The organism is Bradyrhizobium sp. sBnM-33 (assembly GCF_032917945.1).
Classification (GTDB): Bacteria; Pseudomonadota; Alphaproteobacteria; order Rhizobiales; family Xanthobacteraceae; genus Bradyrhizobium.
Window position 1 is genome coordinate 1,984,401 of record NZ_CP136624.1, and the last position, 14,328, is coordinate 1,998,728.

Here is a 14,328-nt window from a genome sequence, read left to right on the forward strand (position 1 = left end):
AACGCTATGAGCAACATCACCAAAGCTCCTACGCCGGCCGCGGGCGGCCGCGCAGGAATCAAAAAAGAATTGCCCGAGCACTTTAAGGCCTACAAGCACATCTGGGTCTTCGTCGAGCAGGAGCGCGGCCAGGTGCATCCCGTCTCCTGGGAACTCATGGGTGCGGGCCGCAAGCTTGCCGACAAGCTGAAGGTTGATCTCGCCGCGGTCGTCATCGGCCCGGAGGCCGAGACCACGCGCAACGCCGCGCTCGAATCCTTCTGCTACGGCGCAGACCTAACCTATCTCGTGACCGAGAATGTGCTTTCGGAGTATCGTAACGAGTCCTACACCAAGGCGCTGACCGATCTCGTCAACACCTACAAGCCAGAGATCCTGCTGTTGGGCGCCACCACGCTCGGTCGCGATCTTGCAGGCTCGGTAGCTACTACGCTACTGACGGGTCTCACCGCCGACTGCACGGAGCTCGACGTCGACGCGGATGGTTCGCTTGCGGCCACGCGTCCGACCTTTGGCGGATCGCTGCTTTGCACGATCTACACCTTGAATTACCGGCCGCAGATGGCAACCGTCCGCCCGCGCGTGATGCCGATGCCAGAGCGTGTCGCGCGCGATGCCGCCCGCATTATCATGCATCCGCTCCGCCTGCTCGAAGAAGACATCGTCACCAAGGTGCTGTCCTTTGTGCCGGACCGTGATTCGGCCAAATCCAATCTCGCCTATGCCGACGTTGTCGTCGCCGGCGGGCTGGGGTTGGGCTCGCCTGAGAGTTTCCAGCTGGTACGGCAGCTCGCCGCCGTGCTCGGCGCCGAATATGGCTGTTCGCGTCCGCTGGTACAAAAGGGCTGGGTCACCTCGGACCGGCAGATCGGCCAGACGGGCAAGACCATCCGGCCAAAGCTCTATATCGCCGCAGGCATTTCCGGCGCGATCCAGCATCGGGTCGGCGTGGAGGGCGCCGATCTAATCGTCGCCATCAATACCGATAAGAACGCGCCAATCTTTGACTTTGCCCATATCGGCGTCGTCAACGACGCTATGCACCTGTTACCAGCGCTGACGGCCGCATTTCGTGCACGGCTTTCACCGCATTCGCGCGACCGGATCGCGAGCTAGAGGAGGTTGTTGTGATCGAGGAGAAGTTCGATGCAATCGTGGTCGGCGCCGGCATGTCGGGCAACGCGGCGGCTCTGGCCATGGCTCAACGCGGCATGAAGGTGCTGCAGCTCGAGCGCGGTGAATATGCCGGATCGAAGAATGTTCAGGGCGCAATCCTCTATGCCGACATGCTCGAAAAGCTGATCCCGGACTTCCGCGATGACGCGCCGCTCGAACGTCATCTCGTCGAGCAACGGTTCTGGATAATGGACGATCGCTCCCATCTCGGCGTGCACTACCGCTCCGAAGACTTCAACGAGGAGCGGCCGAACCGGTACACGATCATCCGCGCGCAGTTCGACAAATGGTTCTCCTCGAAAGTGCGCGAGGCCGGCGCGACCGTGCTGTGCGAGACCACCGTCACTGAGCTCGCGCGGGACGCCCATGGGAAAGTCATCGGTGTTCGTACGGATCGCCGCGACGGCGAAATCCACGCAGATGTCGTGGTGCTGGCCGAAGGCGTGAATGGCCTTCTCGGTACGCGTGCGCGCCTGCGCGAGCGGCCCAAGCCCGACAAGGTGGCACTCGCGGTTAAGGAAATGCACTTTTTGCCGCGTGAGACCATCGAGGCCCACTTCAATCTCAAGGGCGACGAAGGCGTCGTTGTCGAAGCGGCCGGCACCATTTCCAGTGGCATGACCGGAATGGGCTTCATCTATGCCAATAAGGAGTGCATCTCGATCGGTATCGGCTGTATCGTCGCCGACTTTCAGCGCACCGGAGAGACGCCATATGGGCTGCTCGACCGCTTCAAGCGTCACCCGTCCGTGGCACCCCTGATCGAGGGCTCGGAGGTCAAGGAATACTCCGCGCACCTCATTCCTGAAGGCGGCTACAAGGCGATCCCGCAGCTCTATGGCGATGGCTGGGTAGTGGTGGGCGATGCGGCGCAGCTCAACAACGCCATTCATCGCGAAGGCTCTAACCTCGCGATGACTTCGGGCCGCATCGCGGCGGAAGCGATCGTCCAGGTGAAATCGCGCAGCCATCCCATGACCGCGGCAAATCTGTCAGTCTACAAGAAGATGCTGGACGACTCCTTCGTGATTAAGGATCTCAAGAAGCACAAGGATATGCCGATGCTGATGCATACCAACTCGCAAAACTTCTTTCTCACCTATCCGCAGCTCGTCTCCAGGGCGATGCAGAATTATGTACGCGTCGACGGTACGCCGAAGGCTGAGAAAGAGAAGGTGACATTGAAATCCTTTGTCAATGCGCGGTCCTGGAGCGGTCTATTTGGCGATGCATTCCGCCTCGCCCGTGCCTGGCGCTAACCAGCCATAATCGAAGCCAAGGAAGCTGAAATATGAATGTTGAGACATCAGTGCGCGTCGAGGACAAGCTGTTCTACAACCGCTATCTCGTCGACGTCGGTCGTCCCCACATCAAAGTGCGCGCACACACGAAGCCATCCCCGCAGCTGCTTGCACTTTTAAAGGTCTGCCCGGCGCGCTGCTATGAGCTCAACGACAAGGGGCAGGTCGAGGTCACCGTCGACGGCTGCATCGAGTGCGGCACCTGCCGGGTCATCGGCGAGCCCACCGGCGACATCGAATGGAGCTATCCGCGCGGCGGATACGGTGTGTTGTTCAAGTTCGGATGAGAGCTGCACGGCAAGCGTAGTGTGATCGCCCTTTTATTGAGACGATCTCACGGCAGATCCATGTCTCCGCGCCCCGCTTGTGCGGAGAGACCGTATCGATTGCGGTAGCTGGTGACGTGCCCGGCGCACGGAACGGTCGCGGGAGCTTTGCCTTGCAATCAGATGTCCTAGCTTTTCTGCGCGCCATCATTGGCGCGCTGATTAGAAAGACCTGGATCTTCCCGCCGCTGCACGCGGGAGAACCTCATGTGCGTTGCTCTCGCCTCGTCAAAGCCTGATCCAACGCAGCAGGCGGCGCCGCGAACGCCGGTTTAGTGGGAACCGGCGCCGGTAGGCGGCAGCAGCCTATCTCATCAAGAAGGGCGGGACTATCGGGCGAGAATGTCGCCCTTCGAGAAGACGGAGCAGTTCGGTGACAGCAGCCATGCCCATGGCGAAGGATGGCTAGGTCATGCGCGGCGGGGCGCATGTTCGAGGAGAATTCCACTTGCACCTACGAACTGCTGACCTCCATTTCGCTAGAGCAGGCACCGGCCAAGTCGGCGTAGGAAGAACTGATGGAGGACCATGAAGAGTTCTTCTGGAATGATAAGGCGCGCCAGCTTTCGGGCGGCGAGATCGTCAAGGTGTCCAGTTTTGGTCTACGCGAGAAAGATGGGCTCGAGCTGATCGCCCCGCTGCACCGCCACTGATCAACGGAGCGAAGCAAGGAACATGTCATGGGACGTGTGAACGAAAAGGTCATTCTGGTAACCGGCGGAGCTCGTGGGATGGGTGCAGCTCATGCGCGCCTGCTTGTCGCTGAAGGCGCCAAGGTCGTAATCACTGATATTCTTCATACAGAAGGAGAGGCTCTCGCGGCTGAACTGGGCACTTCCGCCGTCTATGTGCGTCAGGACGTCACCCAGCCGGAGGAGTGGGCTAGGGCGGTCGCGACCGCCGAGAGCAGCTTCGGCGCGCTGCATGGGCTGGTTAACAATGCTGGAATCGCCAGCATGGCCCCGATCGAGCAGTTCCCGCTCGATCAGTGGAACAAGGTTATTGCCGTCAATTTAACCGGTGCGTTCCTTGGAATGCAGGCGGCCCTGCCGGCAATCCGGCGCGGGGGCGGAGGTTCGATTGTCAACATCTCGTCCGTCGAGGGGCTGCGGGGCACTGCCGGGCTTCATGCCTATGTTGCTTCCAATTTCGGCGTGCGGGGCATAACCAAGTCTGCTGCGCTGGAAGCCGCGGCCTCGGGCGTCCGCGTCAACTCGATCCATCCCGGCTTCATCACCACGCCGATGACCGAGAGCTTCGATCCCTCCATTTTCCCCATTCCGCTGGGACGGGCAGGCCGGCCGCAGGAAGTGTCGCAGGCAGTCTTGTTCCTGCTCAGCGACGAGTCCAGTTATCTTACCGGTTCCGAGATCGTCATCGATGGCGGTCTGACGACCGGCGTCCCACACAAATGGATGGCGCCCGAGTATATCTTTTGATGAGCACCAACTGATCGTCCACGCCAGGACAACAAGACGGCGCGGTTCGTCGCGTCAGCTCTCGGGATCTTCGGAGGTGGTGTCTCAGTTTGAAATTAGACCACCCAAGTGCGGTGCCTCTTCTCGGCTTCGACCGAAAAGGCAAGTTTTGTCGGCTCGCAGTCTGCGACTTTGCCGTGAACGAATTTCAGGCAGAAATTGAGCTTGTCCAAAAGCTCTTCGGCGGCCGTCACAACGTCCGACATGCCGGATAGTGATCGGTGGTGATAAACCGCATTCCGCGCCTCCCGCACCTTCTCAAATTTGGCGGTGAAGTCGGCTGCACTTAGCGGATGGAATTTCGGGGAGAATACCGCCCAGTGTTCCTCAACAAGCTGCCGTTGTGGGCCAAATGACAATCGTGCATAAACTCGTAGCCGTTCGCCATTGCATCAATCGGCCCATTGGGGAACTGCTTGCCCTCAATGTCCAAGATGACCGTGCATTCTAAAGGCCGCATGGCGGGCTAGTGGAACGCCGCCGCTGGGCAATATTCTTGGCTCTCCCGCCCCTCTTTAGCTCCTCGTAAATGGCGCGCCACCACCGTGGATGCTTGTTGTGCTGCTCTAAGGTCACTGCGTCGGTTGAGCGCAAAGCGTTCTCGAAAGAGTGAAAGACCGGGAACAGCTGGGCGTGTTCAGCCACTTTGCGGTTATATACGGAGAAGATCGCCGGTCGCCATCATTTGGGATGGTATTTTAGTATTTCACACTTGGTTCCCTCCAGGGAGGCCTCAATAGGTAGGGACTTACAAGGGGCAAATCAGACTGAAAATCCTCAACTTGGCTGGGCGTTGGGGAGAACGGCAAATAAGTCGGTCGTTAAAAATTCGTAAGAGATATCTGGCATTTAGACGGCGACCGACTATTTTTTTAAGGAACTTGACAGGGGAGCACGAGTTAGCGATAAACCTGACCACTCCGGGAGTGATGGCGCGTTGCGACATTTGCCGTTGGGCCGCTACCTGAGTCTAAACATCTTGGAAAGAGGCTCCCGCATAGGGGCCTCTTTGCCGTTTAAGCCCTCATAACTTGATGAGATGAACAAGCGATTTCTTCAAGACCGAGACGACGATTGCGGAAACCGCTGTAAGTCCATTCTTTTGTTCGGTCGCGCTGCGGGTCATTCTTCCGTCCCGGTCACCGATCACTCAGCCGCCGCGCGCAGGGGCGGTCAAGGCTGACCGCGTTTGCGGCCACCGCAAGGCTTGGCCTTGACCGGCCCGAGCACGGCGGCATGCTGGCGTGGAACGGGATTGCATTCCTGGCTGGCACTTGCCGTCAGCGGCGATTATGGTTGTCGGGCGGGGGCGACCTCGTGGCGAAGCGTGACGCATCGGCTGCAAGCGTCACCGGACTGCCTATTTTGTCCTGCCGAGCTGAGGCGCCCGCGCGCCGGATTTTGGCCGCCGCGGTTTCCATTGTGACACGAACCGTTCGTAGCTTTGCTCTGCCTGGGCGGCAATCAACATCTCGCGGTCGCGCAGCGACTTGATGTTGTAGGCATAAGGCTGTCCACGCCGGTTGCCTTTCTGTTGCGGATGTCCGGCTTGAAGTTGCATCGCGCGGGTCTTGTTGGCGACTAGCGCTGGGCGCGCCCACAGGTAATCTTCGCCCCTCGTCAACAAATGCCAGCAGAGCACAGTGAGCTTGCGAGCCACGGCCACCGCGGCGATCTGATGGCCGCGCCGGGGCGCGGATGCGCACGAAAAACGCATGCAGTGGACCGGGCGCCTTGGCCGCGGCCCAGGCCGCCTCGACCAGCATGGCGCGCGCGTGAGAACGGCCGATCTTGCTGATGCGACCGTGATGGGCGACTCCCAGTCCCGACTGCCGCACCCGCGGGTTCAGCCCGAAATAGCTCACCAGCTTCTGCGGGCAGCTGAACCGGCGGATGTCGCCGATCGCCGCCACGATCCCGGCGGCGACTGCCAGATTCACGCCGGTGATCGTCATCAATCTGTTGACCGCGGGATCGTCGCTGGCGTCCTGTGCGATCTCGCGGTCGAGCAGGGCCAAGTCTTCGGCCAGCCGGTCAAGCTCACGAACGTGCCGGTCGATCGCTGCGCGCTCATCGTCCGGCAACTGTTGAGCGGCCAGCCACGCCCGGCCGCGGGCGTTGAAAAGATCGGCGTGCGGGCACTTTGGGATCAGGTGCGCATGCAGATCGAATGCACTTCATTCTTGAGCCGCGTGCGATGCCGCACGACCTGGTAGCGCCGCGCCACCAGCCTGCGCTTGCGTTCGGTCGCCGCATCAGGCGTCCAGATCTGCGGCAGGTAGCCCGCTGCCTGCAGGCTGGCGAGTGTACCGGCGTCGATCTTGTCAGTCTTGACGTGCGCCTGAGCGATCGCCTTCACCTGCAACGGATTGGCGATAATCACCCGCGCCACGAATGGCGCCAGCACCCGCGACACCGCCATGCTATTTCCGGTCGCCTCGATCACCACTTCATCGGTCGACCGCAGACTCTTGCCCATCCCTTCAAGGGCGATCCGGGTCATGTCGACCCGACCGGCATGTCGAAGGATGCCGTCTTCCCAGATTACCACCTCGCCGAAGGTTCGGTGAACATCAATACCAATCACGCGTCGCATCTGCGCGTCCTCCCCTTCTGTTGGTTATAGCGGGAGCGGCGGGCGACACGACAACTACGGATTCGCGCTCACGGCGCAACCGGGCGAGTCGCAGAGGCGGCCAGCTACTAACACGAGCTCTCGGCTCATCGTGTGTATCGGCCTGCCCGCACTTCGTGCTCCCGGTGCCTCTGTCCCGATGGTCGCACCATACGCCACGATGTAGAACACCGCAGCGGAACCTTGGCACCGAGAAATCTCATACCGGTTACCCCATCGAAAGCGTGTTCGCGACCGTGCGGCACAGAACCGTGCGGACGAAGGGGGCACTGTCGTCAACCACCGCCAGGCTGATGGTATTCAAGCTGGTCGTCGCCGCATCGAAAACCTGGCGGCGGCTCAAAGGCACAAATCAGTTGCCGAAGGTGATTGCAGGTGTCAGATTCAACGACGGCATCGAGGTCATCCACATGCCGGCAAACCACGCCGCCCGATCGCCTCGTCACCCAAAATCCCGCATAGCTCGAGCCCCGGCTTCCGAGAGGAAGTCGGGTTCTTCTTACCCGCCACAAATCGCAGGATCGCGGCCAGGTCACGCCGCAGCACGATGGCGATTTGTTCCGCTTCGGGCACAAGCGTCACCTGATCGACCAAGGTACGGAGCACCTCCGCCGCCTCGGCTTTCTCCTCTTCGCTCTGCAGGCTTTCATAAAGTGCCAAGACGCGCGGCCGATAGATGTCCGCCATATTCGAGTGCAAGATCGGCGGGGGTTCGACGGTTGATACATACCATCTTTGATGCGGTGATGATGCCTCGAATCTGCTTTTCACCTCTTCCTAACTCGCTCCGCCAAGCATCCTGATCGGTTCAATATGTCGAAATCCGTGATCGACGATCTCGATGCTGAGATCCGTTCCCGAAGCGGCTTTGCGCAGGATCGCACCCGAAGAAGAGCGCTTGCTTCGCCTCCAAGGAGAGGAAGGATGAATCCGTGGTTCGAAATACTGAAGCGTCATGCGAGAAATCGAGTGCCCGTCCACGACCTACGAGCAATACCGCGCGCGCTTGACTGAAATACTGACGCCAAGTCAGCGCGCGATGATCGCGGCGAGAATGGTAGAGGAGTCGAAACAGCTCGGACGGGCGAGGCTGGCTCGTCGCCAGATCTGGGTCGCAGCGGCCCGCCTGGCCCTTGATCCCGGTCCGCGGTGCCCCTGTGCTATTTGTCTTCAGTATGGAAGCGTCACCGGGGCGCATCATATTTATCCTTTGTCGTTTCATTCGATGACGGCTTGACGGAGCCAGTACAGGAATTCTGCTAGTTGCCCGACCCGTCACAGCCTCATGCACGAGATAATCGAGTCTCTTATGGCGACTCGGCAGCCGCGGCTGGAGGGCGTGCCGTTCGACGAACGGGGGAGGCTGGATAAGCTCGGTGTTCGGTTTGTGGAACTACGGCAACGGCCGCGTGGAAAGGGGAGGGGCTGTCTCGCAAATGGAAGGCTCGATGGCGCGCGCGAGCAAGCCGTCTTTGCGCTTCGAGGGCTGGTACGTACGGCACGGCGCCGTTGCATCGGCGACCATCACATCGAAGGCTGCCACCCCAGCCACCTTCCAAACGGGTCAGGAACTTCGAGGATGGCTCAACTCGGAAGCCGTTGCGGCATAGAGCGCGCAGCTGAATTGGCCGACCGCAAAGACCAAAGCGATGTGGGCGTACTTTGCAGCAAGGCTTTATGCTGTCCGAGTACCGCACCTGGATGGCTTTGCCGATGCCGAGGCGAAAGTGACATTGCTCGGCGCGCTGCCGCCGGCAACACTAGTCCAGATTCATCACTGGGCCGGTGAGTCATTGTATTCTCGGTCGATGCCGAGCCGCTCGACACTGTGCGGACCGCACTTAATCCCGGGACGGTCGGGCTGTTGCGCGCCTAGGTGTTTCAGGATTGTCGGCCGGATCGACATCAGCTACCTGGGCCGGTCGATCTGTCCGGTGCATGATGCGCTAAGATGTTCCCGCCGGTCTCGCTCGCACCACGTTCTCGATGTTTTCGACGAAGCTCTTGACCAGATCGGCCGTATCCTGAACGAACGCCTTGGTGAAGACCTTCAGCTCGTTCCCGTTCTTGTCGAACCCGTTCCGGTGGACACAGTTATGGCGCAGCATCACCGCTTTGAAGAGGCTCTGTTTGTCGTTGGCCAGGCTCAGGATACGAATGCCAAGCGCAATGTTGTAAAGAACATCGACCCTAGCGAGATTGTGATACTGGATCGAGCGAAGGTGCTCCCGAACTTTTCTCTCGACGAGCGCCGGGTCCTTCGCAATTTCGGCGAGCGTGAACTTCTCCTTCGCAAGATCATCATCCTGATCGATTAGGCGCTGAAAAGCAGCTGCATCAGCCTCGATCTCGTTTTTCAACTTGTCGGCCAGAAAGGCTTCCATTGCAGTGATCTGATGCGAAAAGATCATACGATTGACCAAGTGGCCCCCGCTATCGCTTCCATGGTCCGCGAGCAAATCGCCGGTATGGTGATAGGAGCTCATGAAGATCGAGAAGGGGTTATCGGGGACAGAGTAATCGACCCATTCATCAGGCTCGGGTCCGCCATGCTCGAGGCCGTAGTCAAAATCCTCGATCACCTCATGAGGCCCGGCGTTTGTCTCATGATAATTCTCGAGACCGACCGGATACTCCCAAAGGCCCCAGGTCAGCTCCCCTAGGTTGGGATGCTCGACGGCTGCCTCATAGTGGATTTCCGGCCCCATCTGGCGTTCGTCGCTGCCCACTGCATCCCAGTCCAGCTCGTCGCTTTCGATCTCGTAGATTTCGGCGGTCGTATTGTGCCTGATGCGAGCTGTTCCCTTGCAGTAGATTTCCATTACTTTCTCCAGACACTCGCATGAAAGGCAACCGTCCATAGAAACACGCGACAGTGGCCCATTTGAATAGCTAACTTTGCAGAACCGCCAAAAAGGGGAAAGCCTTCCCCTAGCTACTGTCCGGCGCAAAAATCGGCGGCCTTGTGCGGCTGCCAGAATCGCTCGCTGTGGCGAAAACTGCAAGGTCGGACGGATTGGCGTTGACTTGAAGCGGCAGCATTGAGTCATTCTTAATGATTCGTAATCGAGCCCTTCAAACGCGTGAGAAGCTTGTCGACAAGCTACCGGTCACCGGCGAACTGCTGCGCGGCTCGCTGCTGGAGCGCACGGTTCGTCATAAGAGCGGCTGCCCGAAATGCGCGCGCGGCGAAGGGCACCAGGTGCATGTCCTGACGGTAAGCCATGCGGGCGGACGCGTGCGTCAGTTCAGCGTGCGGCGCGAGCGCGTTGCCGAGGTGCGCCGTTGGCTGGACAACTACCAGAAGCTGAAAGACGCGATCGAGGCGATCTGCGAGCTCAATCACCACCTGCTGCGCCCTGATGCGGCGCTGCCGCGGGGGAGGAAGAATGAGATGCGCAGAGCGCAACTGAGCTTCGGCGACGGCTTGATCGCCGGGGAAGTGAGCGATCTTCGCGAAGGCTGGATGACCCATGCTGACCGGGTTCTGGCGGATGAACAGATCGTCGGTGCGGTATACGAGGCGCTGGCGAGACGACATCCCAAGAGTCGTGGTCGTGGTCGGCTGGGCGCGCCGGCCGAGGTGGTGTTGCGATTGTTGATCCTCAAGCACGTTCGCAACTGGAGCTATCACGTGCTGGAACGCGAAGTGCGCGCCAATCTGGTGTATCGCGACTTCACCGGGTGGGCGGCGGCGAGACGCCGGACGCCAAGACGATGGGGCGCTGGGGCCTGGCTGTGGATCCGGAAACAATCAGGCAGATCCACGAACGGATCGTGCAAATCGCGCAGCAAAGGGGTGACGCAGGGACGCAGAATGCGCGTGGATACGACGGTGGTGGAGACCAACATCCATTACCCGACCGACAGCACGTTGCTGGGCGACGGGGTAAGGGTGTTGATCCGCATCATGAAGAAGGTCACCAAGATCGTCGGCACGGCCGGAACCAAACTGCGCGACCGAACGCGAAGCGTAAAACTGCGCCTGCTCGATATCTCGCGAACCGCACGTGCCAAAGGACCGCTCAATCACGAGAAGCTCAAGCAAGGCTACCGGCGGCTGTTGAACTCGACGAGCCGTGTGGTGGGGCAAGCGAAGCGCTTCTCCCATGAGATCGCCACCGGCGTGAAACGGGCCAGGGGCATCTTGAAGCGGCTGGCGCTGCAAGGCTTGCGGCAGGAGCTGGAAACGATGATGTCGCTCGTACGGCAGGTGATGCAGCAAACCCGGGAACGCCTCTTCCGCGGCAACACGCGGGCGGAGGACAAGCTCTTCAGCGTGTTCGAGCCCTCGACGGAGATCATTCGCAAGGGCAAGGCCGGCAAGCCCAACGAGTTCGCCAAGATGGTCAAGCTGCAGGAAGCCGAAAACCAGATCGTGATCGACTACGAAGTCTACGACCGGCGGCCGAGTGATTCGGACCTGTTGATCCCGGCCATCGAAATCCACCAAGCCAAGCTCGGTCGCACGCCACGTCTGGTCGCAGCAGACGCCGGGTTCTATTCCGCCAGGAATGAAGCCGCGGCGAAGGCGAGCGGCGTCAAACGCGTCTGCATCCCCAATCGCTCCATCAAAAGCGTCGCGCGCAAGCGCGAGCAGAAGAAGCGTTGGTTCCGCAACGGCCAGAAATGGCGGACCGGATGCGAGGGACGCATCAGCGTGGCCAACCGGCGGCACGGGCTCGATCGCTGCCACTACAAAGGCAGCACCGGGATGAAGCGGTCGGTCGGGCTCGGCGTTGTCGCTGACAATCTCATGAGCATCGGCCGCGTGATGGAAGAACAGTCACTCCAAAGGTAGTCCACTTCCAGCGCCAATCTTGGCCTCTCATCGCCCCGCCGCCCCCGCGGGGCTTCTCGTTGCCTGCGTGGTTGACCCCGCCCTTCAGAGCCGCGATTTTTGCGCCGGAAAGTAGCTAGGCTGGCTCGAGGTCGAATGCAAACGCTGCAACACCCGGGCTAGCCTGCCGCTCGATGCCATCCGCCGGCCACGGGATACGCCGATCTGGAAGCTGGAAGCCTCGTTAAAATGCCGGTCCTGCCGCAAGGGTCGTTCGGCGCCGCCGGTGCGCATGGATCAAGCTGGCGAACGCGCGGGCGATCTCGTCTTTTCGATCGCCGCTCGCTGAATGGAAGCTGCCGGCGGAAGCGCTTGAACGACCTCCGAGAAAAAATGGCCAAATCGGCAAAATTCACCGGAACTTTGAGTGGTCCATCCTTTTAACGGTCGGATTGTCCTGTTACCTATTGCGTAACGATTCGTGGTTTATTACCTTCTAGGTAACGGGCGGACCCCGGGCATGGAATTGGACTTCTCGAGCAAAAAGCTCCGTCGACAGATGGAGTCCGAGGCAGAGCTCAAAAAGGCTTTCGGGCAGCTGGCCAAGCCCATCCAGATGCGACTTGGCGTGCTGGCAAACGCCCCGACTTTGGCGGATGTCCCCCGCACGCCGCCTGAGCGGTGCCATGAATTGAAGATGAACCTTGCTGGTCGCTTCGCCGTCGTGCTGAAGGATAACTGGCGCCTAATTTTCCGGCCCGATCATCAGCCGGTGCCAACAAAGGAAGATGGCGGAATTGATCCATTGAGGGTAACGGCGATCATGATTGAAGCGGTCGACGACTATCACGGGAAGTAAAAAGCGAAGAGCTGGTCACAATTTGAACGAGGGTAAAGAGATGGCTAGATTCGGAGCGGCACAGAAGAAGGCCTGGTCGCCTGACTGGGCAGTCCATCCTGGCGAACATCTGGCAGAGCATCTAGCGAGCAGGGGCCTGTCGCAGGCGGAATTTGCGCGTCTGGCCAACATGACGCCGAAGCTGGTTAGCACCATTCTAGGTGGCGCGAATCCGGTGACAGCCGAGACCGCACTTAAGCTTGAGCGGGTGCTCGGCATGAAGGCTGATATTTGGACCGGCCTTCAGGCTGACTGGGATTTGCATCAGGCAAAGGCGGCCAAGGAAGTTGAAGCAGAACAAGCAAAGGCGACCTTGGCTCGCTTCCCCGTGAAGGTGTTGAAGGAACGCAAGATACTCCCGGCCACAAATGAGCCGGCCCGGCTTTTCGATGGCCTTCTCCAATTTTTCGGAGTAGGCGGCATTGAGGCATTCGACGCCCGTCTGGCGAATATGGCTGTACGTCACCGTCAGTCCAAGGCCCATAAAACGTCCCCGTATCACGTTGCAGCGTGGCTTCTTCTGGGAGAGCGGCAGGCGCGCGCGATGGATATTCCTGCATATGACGAAGGAAAGTTTGCGGTTGCAGTTCGAGAGATTCGCACACTCACCGTGAAAGACCCGGAAGAGTTCTATCCCCGGATGGTTGAGTTGTGCCGTGGTGCGGGGGTTGCGATGGTTCTCGAAAAGCCGATCGAGAAGACGTGCTTGTATGGCTCCGCGCGATGGATCGAAGGCAATCGGGCGATTATTCAAATGTCTCTACGCATGAAAACTAATGACCACTTTTGGTGGACATTTTTTCATGAAGCGGCGCATATCACCCTGCATAAGGGGAGAGCGTTCGCGGACGATCACGGCGGCGAAGGTGATGGATTCGAAGATGAAGCCGATGCATGGGCTGAAGACATATTGGTCGGAACTGAACGCTTTGCGGCGTTCAAGGCTACGCGACCGCGATCAGCGAAGGCCATAGTTACATTCGCGGGCGAGTTAGGGATACACCCCGGTATAGTCGTTGGAATGCTTCAGCATCACAGGGTGATTGACTTCAAACATTTCCATCACCTCAAAGCTCGCTATGAGTTGAAGGATTGAGGTCAAGGCAGGCGCGCTTCTGGGCCAGTCCGGTGGAGTCCAGCATGCGGCTTCGTGATCCGTTTCGTTGTCTCCTGCCTCACCGGGAATTGCTGGGCTCGTAATACGCCCGCATCGCTTTTGGGTGTTCGCTCTGTAGCCGCGCATTGTTGCGCATGATCCGGACGTCGCCGACCACCTGGCCGAAGGCGAAGAGGGCAACCGCCGGAATAGATAGGCCGATTGCAATCATGAAGACGATAACGCTAGCGCCAGCGCTCGCTACGGAAGCGTTCAAAGGCGTTGGGATGCTCAACGTCAGGAAAAGTACCAGCCAAACAAAGCGAGATAAACGCCGGAAACGATCTTTAGGAAAATAGCCATATCAGCCCCCTGAAAAGACAGTCTGATTGTTCCGCAACCGTGAGGCGAGGGCAATAGGCCCGCGACTCAAAAGTTGGCTCTCTTCGATTTTGGAACGGCTGTGGCAGGGACCGCCACCGCTCCGCCGCGACTCAGGCTCTGCATCTGCCGGAGCTGAACATGACAATGGAAGCCTGTGCCATCTGTCCGCACCAAAGCGATTGTTCGAAGGTCGGCAGTTGCCTCGACGAAACCATGAAAGCATTACGCGCCGGCCGAACGCTAAGACGCATCTG

The 14,328-nt window shown here is 59.5% G+C and carries 11 protein-coding genes and 2 pseudogenes; 9 read left to right on the forward strand and 4 right to left on the reverse strand.

Annotated elements, in window-relative coordinates:
* Positions 1 to 6 precede the first annotated feature (6 nt).
* The 5 genes from RX328_RS09210 (at position 7) to RX328_RS09230 (ending at position 4,242) form a co-directional block, all read left to right on the forward strand.
* The gene (locus RX328_RS09210) at positions 7 to 1,116 is read left to right on the forward strand and encodes an electron transfer flavoprotein subunit alpha/FixB family protein (RefSeq protein ID WP_213253652.1); all 1,110 of its coding nucleotides are present in this window, start codon (positions 7 to 9) and stop codon (positions 1,114 to 1,116) included.
* Between the two features lie 11 nt (positions 1,117 to 1,127).
* Positions 1,128 to 2,435: an FAD-dependent oxidoreductase gene (locus RX328_RS09215; RefSeq protein WP_057853688.1), complete on the forward strand. Its 1,308-nt coding sequence runs from the start codon at positions 1,128 to 1,130 to the stop codon at positions 2,433 to 2,435.
* A 32-nt stretch (positions 2,436 to 2,467) separates the two neighbouring features.
* On the forward strand, positions 2,468 to 2,764 hold the full coding sequence (locus tag RX328_RS09220) for a ferredoxin family protein (protein ID WP_028350609.1): 297 nt from the start codon (positions 2,468 to 2,470) through the stop codon (positions 2,762 to 2,764).
* 557 nt (positions 2,765 to 3,321) lie between these two features.
* Entirely contained in the window at positions 3,322 to 3,456 is a 135-nt protein-coding gene (locus tag RX328_RS09225; protein ID WP_276326477.1) for a hypothetical protein, read from the forward strand.
* Positions 3,457 to 3,483: 27 nt separating this feature from the next.
* Positions 3,484 to 4,242: a glucose 1-dehydrogenase gene (locus tag RX328_RS09230; protein ID WP_213253653.1), complete on the forward strand. Its 759-nt coding sequence runs from the start codon at positions 3,484 to 3,486 to the stop codon at positions 4,240 to 4,242.
* 95 nt (positions 4,243 to 4,337) lie between these two features.
* Here the strand turns inward: RX328_RS09230 and RX328_RS09235 are convergent, their stop codons facing one another.
* A complete protein-coding gene (locus RX328_RS09235; RefSeq protein ID WP_317258661.1) occupies positions 4,338 to 4,640 on the reverse strand; it encodes a hypothetical protein in 303 nt (100 codons plus the stop codon).
* Between the two features lie 1,001 nt (positions 4,641 to 5,641).
* A pseudogene (locus RX328_RS09240) lies at positions 5,642 to 6,859 on the reverse strand (IS110 family transposase).
* A gap of 269 nt (positions 6,860 to 7,128) precedes the next feature.
* Between RX328_RS09240 and RX328_RS43330 the strand changes: the two are divergent.
* Positions 7,129 to 7,347 (forward strand): annotated as a pseudogene (locus RX328_RS43330) (IS256 family transposase); the annotation flags it as partial.
* Here the strand turns inward: RX328_RS43330 and RX328_RS09245 are convergent.
* Positions 7,319 to 7,603 (reverse strand): hypothetical protein, encoded by a 285-nt coding sequence (locus RX328_RS09245; RefSeq protein WP_213253679.1) that lies wholly within the window; start codon positions 7,601 to 7,603, stop codon positions 7,319 to 7,321. The pseudogene RX328_RS43330 and the gene RX328_RS09245 sit on opposite strands and share 29 nt — an antisense overlap.
* 1,259 nt (positions 7,604 to 8,862) lie before the next feature.
* Positions 8,863 to 9,738, reverse strand: a complete 876-nt coding sequence (locus RX328_RS09250) for a hypothetical protein (RefSeq protein WP_213253655.1) — start codon at positions 9,736 to 9,738, stop codon at positions 8,863 to 8,865.
* A gap of 233 nt (positions 9,739 to 9,971) precedes the next feature.
* Between RX328_RS09250 and RX328_RS09255 the strand changes: the two genes are divergently transcribed.
* The 3 genes from RX328_RS09255 (at position 9,972) to RX328_RS09270 (ending at position 13,690) form a co-directional block, all read left to right on the forward strand.
* Positions 9,972 to 11,717 carry an ISNCY family transposase gene (locus RX328_RS09255; protein ID WP_317258662.1) on the forward strand — a complete coding sequence of 582 codons (1,746 nt, stop codon included), beginning with the start codon at positions 9,972 to 9,974 and terminating at the stop codon, positions 11,715 to 11,717.
* Between the two features lie 499 nt (positions 11,718 to 12,216).
* The gene (locus RX328_RS09265; protein WP_057901262.1) at positions 12,217 to 12,555 is read left to right on the forward strand and encodes a type II toxin-antitoxin system RelE/ParE family toxin; all 339 of its coding nucleotides are present in this window, start codon (positions 12,217 to 12,219) and stop codon (positions 12,553 to 12,555) included.
* Between the two features lie 40 nt (positions 12,556 to 12,595).
* Positions 12,596 to 13,690, forward strand: a complete 1,095-nt coding sequence (locus RX328_RS09270) for a HigA family addiction module antitoxin (RefSeq protein WP_057850887.1) — start codon at positions 12,596 to 12,598, stop codon at positions 13,688 to 13,690.
* The last annotated feature ends 638 nt before the right edge of the window (positions 13,691 to 14,328 follow it).

Bases quoted from the DNA above. Each gene is read 5' to 3' on its own strand.
- RX328_RS09210 (WP_213253652.1), top strand. From the start codon at position 7: ATGAGCAACATCACCAAAGCTCCTACGCCGGCCGCGGGCGGCCGCGCA.
- RX328_RS09220 (WP_028350609.1), top strand. From the start codon at position 2,468: ATGAATGTTGAGACATCAGTGCGCGTCGAGGACAAGCTGTTCTACAAC.
- RX328_RS09225 (WP_276326477.1), top strand. From the start codon at position 3,322: ATGGAGGACCATGAAGAGTTCTTCTGGAATGATAAGGCGCGCCAGCTT.
- RX328_RS09230 (WP_213253653.1), top strand. From the start codon at position 3,484: ATGGGACGTGTGAACGAAAAGGTCATTCTGGTAACCGGCGGAGCTCGT.
- RX328_RS09245 (WP_213253679.1), bottom strand. From the start codon at position 7,603: ATGGCGGACATCTATCGGCCGCGCGTCTTGGCACTTTATGAAAGCCTG.
- RX328_RS09250 (WP_213253655.1), bottom strand. From the start codon at position 9,738: ATGGAAATCTACTGCAAGGGAACAGCTCGCATCAGGCACAATACGACC.
- RX328_RS09255 (WP_317258662.1), top strand. From the start codon at position 9,972: ATGATTCGTAATCGAGCCCTTCAAACGCGTGAGAAGCTTGTCGACAAG.
- RX328_RS09265 (WP_057901262.1), top strand. From the start codon at position 12,217: ATGGAATTGGACTTCTCGAGCAAAAAGCTCCGTCGACAGATGGAGTCC.
- RX328_RS09270 (WP_057850887.1), top strand. From the start codon at position 12,596: ATGGCTAGATTCGGAGCGGCACAGAAGAAGGCCTGGTCGCCTGACTGG.